8 protein-coding genes and 2 pseudogenes are annotated in these 15,499 nt (G+C 55.1%); 3 read left to right on the top strand and 7 right to left on the bottom strand.

Going from position 1 to position 15,499, the window contains the following annotated elements; genetic code table 11:
* The 4 genes and pseudogenes from F7R02_RS26700 to F7R02_RS27015 form a co-directional block, all read right to left on the bottom strand.
* Nucleotides 1–187: pseudogene (locus F7R02_RS26700) on the bottom strand (hypothetical protein); the annotation flags it as partial.
* A gap of 15 nt (nucleotides 188–202) precedes the next feature.
* Nucleotides 203–2,401: a DEAD/DEAH box helicase gene (locus F7R02_RS21685; RefSeq protein WP_078589764.1), complete on the bottom strand. Its 2,199-nt coding sequence runs from the start codon at nucleotides 2,399–2,401 to the stop codon at nucleotides 203–205.
* A gap of 3 nt (nucleotides 2,402–2,404) precedes the next feature.
* Entirely contained in the window at nucleotides 2,405–3,703 is a 1,299-nt protein-coding gene (locus tag F7R02_RS21680; RefSeq protein ID WP_078589765.1) for an ATP-binding protein, read from the bottom strand.
* A complete protein-coding gene (locus F7R02_RS27015; protein WP_235857307.1) occupies nucleotides 3,700–6,909 on the bottom strand; it encodes a tellurite resistance TerB family protein in 3,210 nt (1,069 codons plus the stop codon). Before F7R02_RS27015 ends, F7R02_RS21680 begins: the two co-directional genes overlap by 4 nt.
* Nucleotides 6,910–7,084: 175 nt before the next feature.
* On the opposite strand from F7R02_RS27015, the gene F7R02_RS21670 reads away from it, so the two are divergent.
* Both F7R02_RS21670 and F7R02_RS21665 read left to right on the top strand, forming a co-directional pair.
* On the top strand, nucleotides 7,085–9,658 hold the full coding sequence (locus tag F7R02_RS21670) for an AAA family ATPase (protein WP_078589767.1): 2,574 nt from the start codon (nucleotides 7,085–7,087) through the stop codon (nucleotides 9,656–9,658).
* Nucleotides 9,659–9,927: 269 nt separating this feature from the next.
* A pseudogene (locus F7R02_RS21665) lies at nucleotides 9,928–10,911 on the top strand (IS5 family transposase); the annotation flags it as partial.
* A gap of 888 nt (nucleotides 10,912–11,799) precedes the next feature.
* Here the strand turns inward: F7R02_RS21665 and F7R02_RS21660 are convergent.
* From F7R02_RS21660 to F7R02_RS21650, 3 genes are all read right to left on the bottom strand, one after another.
* Nucleotides 11,800–12,324 carry a hypothetical protein gene (locus tag F7R02_RS21660; RefSeq protein ID WP_180961353.1) on the bottom strand — a complete coding sequence of 175 codons (525 nt, stop codon included), beginning with the start codon at nucleotides 12,322–12,324 and terminating at the stop codon, nucleotides 11,800–11,802.
* Nucleotides 12,325–12,340: 16 nt separating this feature from the next.
* Complete coding sequence (locus F7R02_RS21655) at nucleotides 12,341–12,589, bottom strand: hypothetical protein (RefSeq protein ID WP_078589986.1); 249 nt, start codon at nucleotides 12,587–12,589, stop codon at nucleotides 12,341–12,343.
* 220 nt (nucleotides 12,590–12,809) lie between these two features.
* A complete protein-coding gene (locus F7R02_RS21650; RefSeq protein WP_078589987.1) occupies nucleotides 12,810–13,979 on the bottom strand; it encodes a site-specific integrase in 1,170 nt (389 codons plus the stop codon).
* 715 nt (nucleotides 13,980–14,694) lie between these two features.
* On the opposite strand from F7R02_RS21650, the gene F7R02_RS21645 reads away from it, so the two are divergent.
* Entirely contained in the window at nucleotides 14,695–15,150 is a 456-nt protein-coding gene (locus F7R02_RS21645) for a hypothetical protein (RefSeq protein WP_078589988.1), read from the top strand.
* Nucleotides 15,151–15,499: the final 349 nt, after the last annotated feature.

The raw sequence follows: 15,499 nt of genomic DNA, 5'->3' as shown, positions 1-15,499 counted from the left end.
ATGCATCGAGATAGGTGGTGTATGCGACATGACCGCAGCCATGAAGGACAACCCCAGCCAGAGTTGTCATGGCAGCGAGGCTGCCGACGAAACGGGTGATGGACCACGATCGCTTAGAGAGCAACTTGCCTTGCTCTTCTGGTGGCGTGATGGGACGGTTTGATTTGACGATTTCTGTATGACGCATGGTTCTCGAGGTCGATCAATTGCTGGACAAGAAGGTTTTCCTTAGCCAATCCATTGCTTCATCGATATCGAGGTTCGAGCTGGCATAGGACACTTGAAGCAGGTGAGGCGAAAGCAGACTGTCCCACTTTTGGCTGGCCAGATTTTTAGCACCTGCCAATAGCACTTCAATGGACGGGGCTGGTGCAGCGGCAATCGCCTTGAGCGCTGTCTCGATGTTCTCAAGGGCACTCGGACCCCGCGTGATCTCGACCCCCAGTCGGCTACCCTGAGCTTTGAAGTTCCTGGCATTGAGCAAGCAAGCGATTGCATCGTTGGCCGCATCGCCCAGCCAAGTGAGAAGAAGAACATCGCTTCCCCGATCCAGGAAAAGTTGATCATTCAAGCCGTGGTGCTGGTAGCTGGTCCGTCCTTCGTCGATGAAGCGCTGCGCACACGCATCCACAAACGTCGGCGTCAGTGTTCCCTTATAGATCGCACGCATGGTTTGACGCACTTTGGTATGTACGCGTCCGCCGCCGCCGCTGAACAACGGTGGCGCGCCACTCTTGGTGGCAGACACATAGATCGTCTTCTGGGCTTCGTCGATTTGCTCGACCAGCCAGGTGCGCCCACCAAACAAGATACGCTGGCCGGTCGTGAGCATCTGAGAGACGGGCAGGGTGCCAAGCGGTTTGCCAGCGGCGACAATCCGAAATTCTTCGTCGACCGTGAACGCTGCATAGAACGAGTAGTGGTTGACGATACGGTCACCGACAGGTCCGTGCAACAAGAGCCCAGATCCATCTTGGATCAAGATGTCGTGCTGCCCCAAATGGCGCAACAGCTCGACAAATGCATCACGAGACACTTGATTGAAAGGGGCATTGGGGGCGCACAGCAACTGGAATGCCTGAGGTGCAGTCAGGCCGCCATACTGCGCAATGGCGGAAAGGAGCTGCTGGATGAAGGTGGAAAGATGCGCACCTTTGACCACAGGCGGCTCATACCATTTTTCGGTGAGCAGCATGACTACGGCCAAAGTCTGGAAGGTGTCGAGCCTCAGGCGTGTTCGAAGATCCGCTTGCGAGTCGATGGCGTCTTCAATCACATAGCCGCGCAAGATCGCAGCTTCACCTTTGCGTCTTCCGGATCTGCCCATGCGTTGACGGAGACTGGCAACGGTAGGGGGCGTGCCAATCTGGGCAACGCTCTTGACCGCGCCGATATCGATGCCAAGCTCCAACGTGTTGGTGCAAACGGCAGTCGCTGGCTGATTCTTTTGTTTGAGCGCAGCCTCAGTGTCGTAACGGATTTCTTTGGAAAGACTGCCATGGTGCGGCCAGAACTCGCGCGAAACACCAGATTTTTCGCAAAGCTCATTGAGCAGGTGGGTATATCGCTCGACCTCACGGCGGCTGTTGGGAAAGACCAAGTTGTTGCTACCGCGAAGGGTTTTGAACAAATGCTCGGCCACAGCCAATGGTGCTAGTTTTTGCTTCTCCTTCTTGTCATCAGCTTCGCCCTTTTGAGGAACAGGTTCTTCAAAGCCTTTGATGATAAGGAGAAGTTCTGACGCATCGGAAGGGGCGTCGACAATCGCGGCGGTGCCCGCTGGACGCAGAAAGCGCGCCGCAGCCTGCATGTCACCCAGTGTTGCCGATAGCCCAATGCGAGGCACCTTGCGTCCAACGACGGTATCGATCCGGTGCAGCAAGGATTGAAGTTGTTTGCCGCGCTCGCTGCCGATGAAGGCATGTAGCTCGTCGATCACAAAGTAGGCAAGGTGCTTGAAGATGCCGGCAACCGAGGTGCCTCGATTGCATAGCATCGCTTCCAGCGACTCTGGTGTAATCAGAACGACGCCATGTGGTTTCTTGAAGAAGCGTTGTTTGCTTGTGCTGCTGATGTCGCCATGCCACGGCCACACCGGAATGTCGAGGTCTTCGCACAGTCGCTCCAATCGACCGAATTGATCATTGATCAAGGCCTTCAAGGGGCTGATGTAAACGATCAAACCTGCTGGGGTTTGCTGTTCGAGATACGTCAGCGCTGGGAGAAAGGCCGCTTCCGTCTTCCCCGAGGCGGTGCTAGCAGCCACGATCACATCTTGATCGGCAGGCAGGATCAGTGGGATGGCCATTTCCTGGACATCCCGCAGGGCTTCCCATTGCTCTGCCCACAAGTAGCGCTGGATGCCTGGCGAAAGAAGAGAGAAGGCGTTCGACTGGCTCATGGATTAAAGCTTGAACGAAGCCAATTCGTCATCCCCTTGAACCGCGAGATCTTCGTCGCCGCCATGGTCTTCTTTAACCTCAACCTCGCCGATCAACGTTTGCCAGGCCGTGCCAGGGTTTTGCTCCAAGACCGCCAACAGATTGATGAACGCCGTGATTGTAGTGCGGGGCGTGCGGAAGAAGCTGTCACCAATCCGATTGGCGCAGTGCTCCATGAATTGCTGGATTGCTTCGTCAGGCAGCAGATACTTATCCGCATCACCGCCTGCGTAGACATGACGGATCTTGGTCAAAAGCACATAGAAGTCTTCCGCAGTGAGGCTCGAAAGTCGCACTACAGGTCCAGAGAAGTCGACCAGACCTTCCTTGGCAAAGGTGTTTTGGGCCAAGCGACTTTGAAGCGCTTGGTAGCTGTAAACACCGCGCCGGGTGTCCATCAAGAATTCCGGTGTGCCACCCAACACGAAGCCAAGGCCCACTGCCGTGCCTTGGAAGGAGTCATTGAGCATGCGCAGGATCTGCTCATAGTTCGAGTTGCGTGCCTGTGCGTTGGCAAGCTTATAGAGATTGACGAGCTCGTCCAGGCACACCAGAAGGCCGCTAAAGCCAGCCAGGCGCACGAAGCGCCCCATCAGTTTGAGCTGATCGTAGACCGAGGCATCATCGACAATTGAGCGCACACCCAGCGCAGCTTTGGCATCGGTCTTGGTGGAGAACTCGCCACGCAACCAGCGAATGGCATCGGATTTGAGTTGCTCATTGCCTTGTTCAAAGCCCTTGCAATAAGCCGCAATGACATCAGCGAAGTCATAGCCGTTAACGAGTTCCGTCAGGTGCTCAAGTTTGGCGCGGATGATTTGCTCGGTGGGAACATCCTTTGCTTTGGCTTCGGTCTTAGCGGTTGCGATGAATTTTTCAACCACTCCTGACAATGCGCCACCGTCCGGCTTTGTGCGGGTAGCCAAGTTGCGCATCAGTTCCGCATAAAGCGAACGGGCTTGGCCACCGGAGGCATGCAAACGCCGATCGGGATTGAGGTCCGCACTCGCCACAACAAGCTTGCGCTCCATGGCAATGGCACGCACGAGGTTGAGGAAGAAGGTCTTGCCAGCACCGTATTCGCCAACGACCAGTCGGAACGAGGAGCCGCCATCGGCCAAGCGATCAATGTCGCTGACCAACGTTTCGACTTCGCGAATGCGCCCAACCTGGATCAGGTGCTGACCCGCACGAGGCACAACACCTGCACGCAATGACTGGATGACCGCATCACGATCTTTGGCACGAATAGGGTTGCTCATTGCTCTATTTTCTCGATGAACTCTGGGTTGATCTCCACCGGATCGTCTCCTTCAGAGAATGGGATGTCATAAGCATCAAACGATGCATCATTGATGTGTTCAAGTGCGCCGTCGAGCATCAGCTCCAGATCCGAAGCGCCATCTTCCAGTTCGGAGCGCGTCCAGTTGGGTCGGGAGAGCATGAGGCGCAGCAGTGCGCTATGCGCTTCATCCAAACCCAACAGGCCAGGAGTAGAAGCAGCTTCTTGACTGGGGAGCGGCAGTGCTTGGGGCTCGATGATGGGCTCAGGCACATCCTCGGTAAAGATGCCAGCCAAGAGGGCAGAGACCTTGGCGGTATCGTGTTGGAGTTCGGCAATACGTTTGGGGTCCAGGCGAAACTGCTTTGCTGGCTCTACCTTGGTGGTGCTTCTTCCCGCGCTCACGGCATGGACATCACTAAAGACACGCTTGGTCTCCACGCCGAGCGTCTTGTAAACCTTCTCCAAGAAGCGCATTTCGTCTGGCGAGACCGTACCGTCGCTTTGCGCAAGGCTTGCCATTGAGGCGGCGATTGTTTCCTTGGTGGGTTGATCCAACGGATCAAGCTTTTTCTTAAGCGAGGCAAGGGTGATGGGCGCTACGCTCAGCCACACAAGATGCGCACGAAGGCGCTTGTGGTCGGCGGGACTGAGGTGACTCCATGCATCAATCTCTCGGCCAAGATGTTCGATTTCGTGTGCACTGAAATCGCCATCAGCCTGTGCGACGGTGGAAGCAAGTTGCAAGGTCAACAGGGCGACTTGATACGCACTGCTTTGGGCTTGATGGGTTTGGCCGGGCAGCAACGCAAAGAGGACAACGGGATCAGTGTCGCTGGGCGCCCGCGCGCCTTCAAGCACGTTGGGCTCCATTCCGATGTGAGCCGCCTCAAGCATCCTGGCAAGGTCTCGGATCTTTTCTCGGTTGAGTGATGCCCCACCATTGCCGAAGCGATCGGCAAGCTCGCTCAGCGGCAGGGTGATCGCACGGCGTTGAACCTCGTCCACCAGCAATTGGAGCGCTGCTTTGCGCGGGGCAGGCCAAATACTGGTTGGCAGGTGTAGCAAGCCATCCAACGTATTCCGAGCCTCGGGGTTCTTGTTGATAAGGCGACTCAGCGGGCCGAGTTCATCCGTGCATTGCTGGACGATTTCGTTGAGCTTCTTGATGGGCCCGGTGAGCGCTGTGACATCGGGTGTCTCGCCAAACGTCTTGGGTTTGAAGCTGCTGCCATAAAAGGCAGGGGAAAATGTTTGTCTCGAAAATTTCAGCTTGGTGCGGTTCTTGGGCAGGACCAACCCCGCGTCAAAAAGCTCCCGGTAGCGCTCAACGAAGAGCTGATCGAATTCTTCAGCGCAGCGGACAGTAGGAGTGCGCATGGATACTTCTGGGCTGAGGCGTGCCCAGGCAAGGGCCAAGGGTGCGGGAACCGGGGCACGATCCAAGGAGCATTGACCCAAGGCTAGGCGGAGGTAAAACGGAAGCTCATGGGTGCGCTGAAAGCGGGGAAGCGGCTTGGTGTAAAGTTTGTCCTCAATGTCATCGAGTTCCATCCAGTCGAGCAAGCTGTTGGTGTAGCTTCGAATTCGTCCATCGGCTTTGCCGTAAACGGCATCGAGTTGCCTGAGCGTTGCTTTGATGACTGGCCAGTCCTGCTTCGAATCGGGCTCTCTGACGCCATCGAGCACAACCCGCCTTTCGAGGCCATACAGGAACCGGAGCACATATGTGCTGTTGCATTCGGGATCGGATCGATCAGAAGCCAGCCAATTGATGTAAGCGCGGCGTTCAGTGGCAGATAGGTCAGCGTAGCTTCCCCAATAGCCACTTGGCTCGCGATAGTCGCCAGTTGCTGCAACAGAAAGGCGGCCATTGACCAAGCTCGGTTCATCTCCGCCTGTTGGCGTAGCGAGATTGATCCCCGCGTAGAACAGCCCACCTGAGATTTCTACCTCACGAATTTCGATGATCTCGCCCGGCTGCACCCAACGCGTCTTCTCCCAGCCCGCAGGAGGCTTGGGCACCAAGAATTCCTTTGCAGGTGCATTGCCGGCGATGCTGGTGCGATGAAGTTCGTCCGTGGCGTTCGCCGGTTCCGTGCGGGAGGCCGCAGGCAACGGCGGCGGGGTTGATGGCACCACCTGTGTCTCGCTCGTCGGAACAGGAATAGGCGGCAATGCAGGTGGCAGTGCTGGGATCGTCTCAACTCTTTCAGCAGTTGGCGTTGGTTGGCTTGCAATCGGCACGATCCCGCGTTGGTCTTCGAGTTCGGCGCCGACCGTAGGTTGAGCCTGCCGAGGTATGGCCGCTTTAGCAGCGACTGCACGCATGACCTCGAGAAGATTGCTGTTCAGTTGCTGCGGTGATGACGGGGCTTCCATAGGTGCCGAGGCGATGGTTTGCGCGTCTGGTGTCTTGGTTGTTCCTAGATCGCTTGGACTAGGCGAAGCAGTTGGGCGTGGGCGGCTCGGGGTGGGCACGATGATGCGCGGAGCGTCTGGCGCGGCATCAATGGCAGAGTTCGCTTGCCGACTGATTGATGGTTGCTCAGCCACAGCGCGCATTGCTTCAAGCAAATTGCCGCTGGGCTGCCTGGAGACGGGACGACCCTGAGAATTTACGGTAGCGCTCGGTTCAAGTGCGGCACGTGTGCCTGAAAGAAGAATCGTAGACGTTTCCGCCTGCCCGGGAGGGGCAGGAGTCGGTGGTGCTACTGGTGTCGTCGGGCCGTGCTCGGCAATGTGCGCCATCGCGGTCCGCAAGTTCCCAGGGCGGTCCTTTGCAGCAAGAGCTGAGTTCTGTGGCGGCGCCACCTGAGAAGGGGGGAATGATTGGCTCAACGCTGCAGTCGGTTCCACAATGCGCTCGCTGGCAACCCGGTTGCTCTGCGAGGGCGATGGAGCGATCGGTGGTTGAGCGGCCTCTAGCATGGAAGAGAGGATCTTCCGATTGGCGCCAGCGGGATCAGCGGCTGTAGAGCCACGAGGTTTGCTTTGAACTCTCTTTGTTCCCGTCAGTTCCGCTAGGGTGGGCTCACGCACGATCGGGGCGGGCGGCTTCTGCTGCGCTTGCCACTTCACGAAGAGATAAATCCCGAAAGCGACCACAACAGTAATGCCGATGGCAATCCACACTTGCTTAGGCACCATCGCGATGACCGCTAATGCGATCACCAATGCGATCACGGTAAGGTCTGAGCCTTGCTTTTTCCTGCGTCTCGCCACGTGGCCCCCTGCCTACGGCGTCTATCCTTATTCATCTTAGCGCTTTGAAAACACGCAGGGTGCTCTCGGCTGGCTGCTAGAAATTGAGATCGAGCCTGCTTGATTGCTATCCTAATCTCAGGGATGGGGGGCTAAGATGGCGCTTTACAACGATTTTTCTCGGTTTGAGAGATGGGCGCGAGATCAGCTGGCGCCCGAAGCAGTCTTGAAGATCTGCGCTGTGATTGAAGCTAACCTTGAGCAAATCGCGCGAACGACCCACGCGGGCGGTCAGCGCACTCGGCTCATCACGCCTTTGATCCGTGCCAGTCTGGTGCGCCCGCTGCCTGAAAGGGCTGAGACGGCAATAGTGGACCAGTCAGAGCTGGGATGGACACGCTTGTCCAGGCTTCAACTTGGGCCGTTTAGGGGTTTCCGTCGCCAAGAGGTTTTTGAGCTTGATCATCGAACTGTTCTTGTCTTGGGTGCCAATGGCTCGGGAAAGAGCAGCCTCTGTGAAGCGCTTGAACTTGCACTTCTCGGACGCATTGAGGAGGCCGACGAGCGTGCATTGGATTCTCGGCGCTACTTCGACAATGCCCATGAAGGCCGTCATCAGTTGCCCGTATTAATTGCTAAGAGCAACGGTGCAGAGCACCAGGTTCAACCAGACGAGGAGCGTCATCGGTTCATCATCATCGAGCGCAACCGAATCGAATCATTTGCGCGCATCGGCGCACGAAGGCCAGCTGAGGCATCGTCCATGCTGGCGGCATTGTTCGGTCTCACTGCGTTCAATGATTTCGTGGCGGGTTTTGGTGGAAACTTGGACCGGCAACTCAACCTCGCTCTTCCCAAGGCTGCCGACTTAGCGCAGCGACGCGTTGCGATCCAGGCCGATGAGGTCAAGATCGCATCCGAAGCTGCCACACACGCTGAGTTTGATAGGCACCGGAATCAGGTGGCCACCGCTTTTGAGCTTGGTCTTGACTATTTGGGTCTGAAAGCGCGAATTGGCACTGCACAGACCCCGGGACGGCTTCAAGAGATTCGTGCGATTTTGGCGACACCTTTGGCTGCCGAAACGGGAATTCGTCCTGAGCACTTGATCGCTTCGCGTCGAGCATACCGTGATCTGACCCGAGAGCTGGAAACAACACAGGGAGCGCTTGCAACACGCGCTCAAGAAGTCTCGTATAGGGAGTTGTATCACTCTGTCGTTGCGCTCCAAGACGCACATGCAGATCGCTGCCCGGCGTGCGAGACCCCGCTGGACCAAGTGGCTATCAATCCTTTCGGTCGGGCAGCAACCGGCTTGGCGGCACTCGGTGAACTCTCCCAACTTGAAGCAGAAGTGAGCCGGTTGGAGCGACAGGTGGACCGAAGCCAAAGCACGCTAGACATAGCGCTCCGCCGAGCGATCGAACATATCGCTAAGCTCCCCAACATCGGCACTTTGGCGCCAACGGAGCAGCTGTTAGCAGATGGAGATCGGCAAGGTTGGCGTCAGCTACTCACGGCAGCGCGTGAGCTCAAACGACTCGACGAGAGTCTTGTCGTCAAGAGGGCCGAGCGGCAATCCTTAGAGGCAGAGGTTGAGAGGCTGCAAACGGCCAGGACGCAATTGGCAAAAATTGCGGGTCAGCAGAGCCACTTCGACGCAGATGTCGCGTCAGCTAAGGAGCGGGTTGCGGCGTTTGCCACTCAAACTGCCGGACTAGTAGTGGAGGTGTCGGCCGAAGCAGTAGCCCATGGTGTTGAAGTGCAAGTCAAAGAGGCCTATGAGTCCTTCTTAGGCTTATTGAGGACATATCTGGCAACTCTTCCTGAGCAGCTAATGGCTGATCTCAATGAGATCACGGTAGACCTTTACAATAGTTTCAATGCGCATGACCACGCTGATGACTTGATCCATACGCTGCGCCTTCCACTAAGGGGCGGTGCGCCGCTTGAAATCGCATTCGCTTGCGAGCCGGATCGCTTCCATAATGCCTTGGCGATCTTGAGCGAAGGACATCTTCGGTGTCTGGGTCTTTCGATCCTATTGGCCCAGAACATCAAGCTTAAACTCCCGGCAGTCCTGCTTGACGATGCCGTCAACGCCATCGATCACGAACACCGGGAGGGCATTCGTATGACGCTGTTTGGCCATTCGGCATTGAAGGAAAAGCAGCTCATCATCACATGCCATAGCCCTGAGTTCATCAAGGACATCTTTAACAATCACACGAAGGGCGCGCCACTTTACGTCTTGCGTCATCATCAGGGTGACCACCATCCCGTAGTCTCGGGAGGCAATACACGCAACTATATCGAGCGTGCTGAATCGCATATCGATGACTTTGATTCGCGTGCGGCGCTTTCGTGCTCACGCCAGGCGCTTGAAAGTTTAGTTACACGGGTTTGGAAGAAATTAGCCGATGTTGCCCCTAGTCTGGGAGAGCTCTCGCTAAAGACGCGACGTCCCGGCGCGCCTACGGATCTGAGCAACATTGTCCAATCTCTACTGAGTGCTCTCAACAAGGGGGTCAGCGTTGGCGCCTTGGACGGAGTCTGGATCACCAGACGGGATCACTTGGATGCAATCATCAATGTCCGAGCGAATTCATTGGCATGGATGTCATTGAACAAGGGGACCCACGAAGAAGAAGATCGTGAGGATTTCGAGGAGCCAACGCTTAGGCGTATTGTCGAGGCACTACGAGGGCTCGATGTATCTTTCGGGAAATGAAATGCATGTTGAGCAGAGAAAGATGGTAAGAATACTGCGCCGACAAGTTGCAGCTAAATTAATAAAGACCGCCTTTGATTCATCTAAACAAAGCATTTCCCAGGCTGCCTGCTCCGTCATAAGTTGACAGGGAAAACGCTTGCCTTGGGTCGGGGAGGAGGCGACCTTTAAAAATTTCAGGTTATCAATTCGCTAAGGAGTGCTAAGGAAGCTCTGAACAACGCACCACAGATACGCGACACTACCCGCCTCATGTTGAGGAGTGATCCATGCAACTGACGTTCGGTGACGCTGAGGGCCTGGGCAAGCGCAAGCGCAAGCAGACTCGCCGGGAGATCTTCCTGGCCGAGATGGAGCAGGTGGTTCCGTGGAAGCACTTGCTCGGTCTGATCGCGCCGCACTATCCGGTGTCGGGGCGCCCTGGTCGGCAGCCGTATGCACTGGCGACGATGTTGCGCATTCATCTGCTGCAGCAGTGGTATGCGCTGAGCGATCCGGCGATGGAAGAAGCGCTGCACGAGATTCCGACCTTGCGGCGCTTTGCCCAGCTCGGTGGCTTGGACGACATTCCCGACGAGACCACGATTCTCAACTTTCGGCGCTTGCTGGAGACCCATGGCCTTGCCGCGCGGATGCTGGAAGCGGTCAACGCGCATCTGGCACGCAAGGGTCAGAGCCTGTGGTCCGGCACAATTGTTGATGCGACGCTGATCGCTGCACCCAGTTCGACCAAGAACGCCGATCACGCGCGCGACCCTGAGATGTATCAGACCAAAAAAGGTAATCAGTGTTATTTCGGGATGAAGGCGCACATCGGCGTGGATGAATTTTCCGGGCTGGTGCACCATGTCCATCGCACAGCCGCCAATGTCGCCGACGTTACGGTGACGCACGCATTGCTACACGGCAAGGAAGAAAGCGTGTTTGGCGACAGCGGCTATGCCGGTGCAGACAAACGCGAAGAACTGCAGACCTGTAAGGCTGCATTCTTCATCGCCGCCAGGCCTTCGACGATGCAAGCCATCGGCAACAAACGCGAGCGTGCTCGGGAACAGGGTTGGGAACACTTCAAGGCCAGCGTGCGCGCCAAGGTGGAGCATCCATTCCGGGTGACCAAGCGCCAGTTCGGCTAAACCAATGTCCGCTATCGCGGCTTGGCCAAGAACACCGCACACGTGCTGACCTTGTTTGCGCTGTCAAACCTGTGGATGAAGCGAAAGCAGTTACTGCCTGCTATGGGGAGCCTGCGCCTGTATCCCGGGGAATTCCCACGGAAAGCGCCAGAAATGGCGAAATTCCGAAGATCCGAACGCCACTCTTCGGAACGACGCGACATCCCGCACCCTCAGGCCTCGTTGTTCAGACCTTCCCTAACGATGCTTGAAGAGCGCGAGACCATGACGTGCGTTTCCTTGCACGACCTCACTGGATCGATATCGACTGCATGAGATACATCTTTAAGGTCAACATCGATGAGTAGCTGAGATCAGCTGGCACAGCGGTGCACCAACTGTCGCCGTATTGTTCGTGAACGCTGAGGAAGATTGAACTGGAAGCGTCGCGTCAAGCCGCAAGAAGCCATTGACGAAATTCCTTCTTGCCTTAGGGTGGACTTGGGAGGGCGTATGTTTCCGAGTGACTATGTGCAGTATGTCAACACGATCCAGGAAGATTGGCAACAGAAGCGATTGATGGCGCGTCTAGCGCTAAATCTTTGCTTTGATCGACGGCGATATCCAGTGGACCTTCGGGAGCTAGGCAGGCTCCGGAATGACAGGGCTGCCGTGGCTTGGTCCTTGATCTCCCATGTTCTTGCAGACAGACGGCGGCCTGATCTCTCTTCAAAAGAGCTAGCTGGTCTGGTGCGGATCTGTAAAGAGGAAGTGTGCCTTGTTGCTGAGGACGCATAAGCATGGACGCCGCGAACTATCTTATATACATCGCAGCTAACGAGCAGAATTCTCAGCTAATGGCTCGGATTTTCCTCAATACGTTTGGTCACGAGGCGTCTTATCCGGTGGACGTGTCCGAGCTGTTGGAACTTTCACCGCTTAACGTTGGAGTAGTCAGGGGGCTGCTGAGTTGGGCGGAGGCGAACCGCGATTTTCGCTATGGGAGCGTGTTCCTAATGCACTTCAAGTTTATCGCTGACCATAGCTTTGCTGCGACAGCTGGCCCACCGCTTGGTTGCGAAGTCCTTCGATAGCACTCGAAAGCTGGCTTTTGTTTGTAATTTTGCCGTTTCGGAAATCTTCGTAGATACGCATCATAAATTCTTCGGAAAGAGAGCTGTCGATTTCTTTTATCCAATTTGCCACGTTTTCCCAGAGGATTGAGACGCTATACATCGAGTTGAGCTTCTGATAGAACTTTTCTACTTCCTCAGTGAGCGCCTTTGAAGCAGCTTTGGCATTGAGAATTGCGGCGCTGAGTCGAGGGTGATCCATGGCGTCTTGCCCGCTGGATTCACCGCGCCTGCAAAGCTCAATCAGGATCACAGCGATGTGGTCTGGGCTTAGGCCCATTTGCAAGAGCGCTTCCACCAAATGCAACGTTAGCGCATTCAGCAGGAAAGGCAGGCGGATCTGAACATCTGGGATGGTTGGCATATCGAGTCCATGTTTACCGTTGCCGGTCGTCTTGCAAACTATCAGCGCAAATGCCAAGGCTAGGCGACAAAGCCTAGGACTGATGGCGCCCTAGCTTAGCCTCTGCCAAGAAGCTTTCTAGCTCCGCCACCCGATCAAAGCGCCTCATCACCACATCTTCGATGGATATGATTGAGAAGCTGCCACCGCTTCTCACATGCTCAACAACTACTTTTGCGACTGTGTTGAAAGAGAAGTCAGGTGCTTTGATCAAATCTTGCCAGGTATCCTCATTGATTGAGGCATTTTTATCATCGACAATCAGTGCGTAGCCATAAGCCATCGATCCATCTCTCTTTTATTGAATTTCCACAGCATTGACTGTAGCAGAATCGGACAGCAGCGTGACGGAATTGAGGAGGGAAATATTCTGCATGATGTCTATCGAACATGCCTTGAAGAGATTGCACTACTGCGAGCAAAGCGATGAGTAGCGATAAAACTTCAGATTTCCACATGGTCCTCCCCTCAGAACAAGTGATGGCTAGATCCCGCAAAGCCGATCATGAATACATCCTCGCCCCCTTCCTCAATCGCTCCTTGAACTGTCCGCGCACATAGTTCGGTAGTATCACAGACGGCTGATAGTGGCCGAGCGCTTCGACCTGGATCTTCCGGGTGTTGCCGGCCGACTTGTGCACGTAGTTGTCCTGCAGAACGGGCGCCTTCTTGTTGAGGGCATGGCCAGTGATCAATGCGATGTGTTCAACCCGCACGCCCTTGGCGTCCAGCTCTGTGGCAAGCGTATGGCGGAACGCATGCGATCCAATGCCTTTGCCAAAGCCAAGCTCCTTCAAATACTTCGCAAACTGATTGACGAAGCCCTGGCTGTAGCGTCCATTCGGCTCGCCGGTCTTGCGGCAGGTGCCAGCCGATAGGTTAGGAAAGAGGCGCGGGTGGCCAGACGCCTTGATGTCGGCCAAGAAGTCCAGGAAGCCCGTCTGGATGAGGCTTGGGTGGATCGGCACCTTGCGGATGGCGCTCTTGCCCTTGAGGCTTTGCCGGCTGCGTTTGCCTGCGCTTTGCGCCAAGTCCTCATCCACGGTCTTCTGGATCGAGAAGCACCACACGCCTTGGTCTTGCACGATGTCGGCCACTTTGAGCTGGGCGATCTCATTGATCCGAGCGCCCGTGAAAAGGGCAATGAGCGGACACCACCAACGGTGCGGATACTTCTTGGCCCAAGGCAGGAAGGTCTCGGGGTTGAAGATCTTCTGAATTTCCTCTTGCGAGAGCAGACGCTCGGGCTCATCCTGATCAGCCAGTAGCTCTTCTCTGGCCGGCTTGAACGCATCCATCGGCGAGTGCGGGATGGCACGTGCTTTGACTAAGGTGTTGAAGAAGGACGCGAGGAAGCGCCGGTGCAGTTCTAATGTGGCATTGGCAGGCTGCGCCCGGCCCAGACGTTGACCTTTGGCGATCAAGGCTTCGACGCTCAACCACTGATTCTTGGGGTCGGTCATGAAGTCTTCGGGTGCCCATCGCAACAGATCCCACATCTGGTAGATATGCGTGTGATCAATCCGGGCAACGGACGTGTTGCCACTCACACGCTGCAAGATGGCAAGCGTTCGACGATAGGCCTCGATCGTGGTGGTGCGAAGGTTCTGCCGCTCCTTGTCTTTGAGGAAGTCGTCGACCTCTTCAGAGAGGAGTCGCGCCGGGGTGGCCAAAGGCAGGGGCTCAGGATAGCGAGTTCCGGATCGGCGAAGTCGTCGCAGCTTTTCATGATGGTCGTAGGTCGCTTGGACCAGGTCCTGAAGGTGAAGCGCGCCGGCTCGGTCTTGAACGACCATATCTGTAAATTCGACTTTGCCGATGCGAATGCTTCGGATGGATAACTGACCTTTGGGCTGTTGCAAATATTGATGAAGTTGGGAGTGTTTAAAGTGCATCTACGATCCAATGATGAGGAGGTAGACGTTTGATAAGGGGAGGGGATTTTCTGTCAATGATAAAATAGGATAGAAATTTCGCGTCAATGATTGTCTAAGGTGGTCTCGCTAATTGTTGTTTAAATAGCTATATTTTTAGTTTTGCTTTTATAAAATATTTTATCGCAAGGCTATATATTTCAATGATTGTAGCTGTGTAAATGGGCTTGAAACCATCAATGCGCTTGTAGTGTTTAAAAGTAACAAAAGGATCAAAAGTGAGATATTTCTCACGTTATTAAGATGAACGAGAGATAAATGAATCCATCCTTGCCTAATCTAATATTTCTTAAGAATGCAGTTAGGCAATCGATTTTGGCGTGTCTCTAGCAATGAACAAATGGGGCGCTAGTTGCGCTGCGTTTCAGACATAACCTTTTAACAGGATAGCTTACTCGCACGGCTCACTTGACGAAGCCCGCGCTCGCGTTAGTTTCGTGGGGGAGGTGAAATCATGAACAAAAAAGACCAAGAACAGTTCCTGCTGAAATTGGGGTGGGTTTTAAAGCGTGAAGAGACGAACGGGTCCCGCTCTATGTGGCGACTCACCCCGGTTAATATTCCCGGGGAAGTGACTGAATTTGCCTCTTTGCGAGAGATCGATGAGTGCTTAAAGCGAAAGCTCCAAAGCGAAATGGCGGTCCAGCAGGCGCTGCACGAATTTGAACTTGTCCATGAGCGGTGTTCGCAGGAGGAGCGTGAAAAATTGATGCGCTGGATGTCTACTGGGCATAGGGACCAGGTTTGGCATTTAACGAGCAATTGCATTGAGATGAGTTGGACAATTCCAGAGCTTCCGAGGCAATGGCGTTCGCGTGCCTGTAAAGTTCTGGCGCTTCGCCTAGACAAGGAATACGAAGAACTATGGAAGCGAGCGGCTGAGAAATTTCTGGGGGCAGCACAACACTGATCCCCACGCGCGTGTAACATCACTGGGCATATGGCCCGGAGATGGAAATGAGTTCCCAAGGCGTTGGTTTGGAGGAGTGGCTAGAAAGTCTCGTAGGTCAAAAATTGCCAGAGCAGTCGGTCATCGGCTGCTGCGTGAGTCTTGCAGCTAAGTCGATGGAGGCAATTAACTTGTCGCCCCTGAAAAACCCCCAGGCTGCATCCATTGCAAGGCTTAACCTGCGTTTTAGGTGTGCTGGAATTGCCAGTTTTCGTTACTCTACGAACTGGTTTCTGGCAGTTTTCGCCCATGCGTACACGCCGTCCTGCCGCCGAGCAGTTGCCTGCCGATGAGTTGTTTCGTTCGCGTT

Source organism: Xanthomonas cissicola (assembly GCF_008801575.1).
GTDB classification, from domain to species: Bacteria; Pseudomonadota; Gammaproteobacteria; order Xanthomonadales; family Xanthomonadaceae; genus Xanthomonas; species Xanthomonas cissicola.
This window is presented reverse-complemented; position numbering and strand designations above follow the sequence as displayed.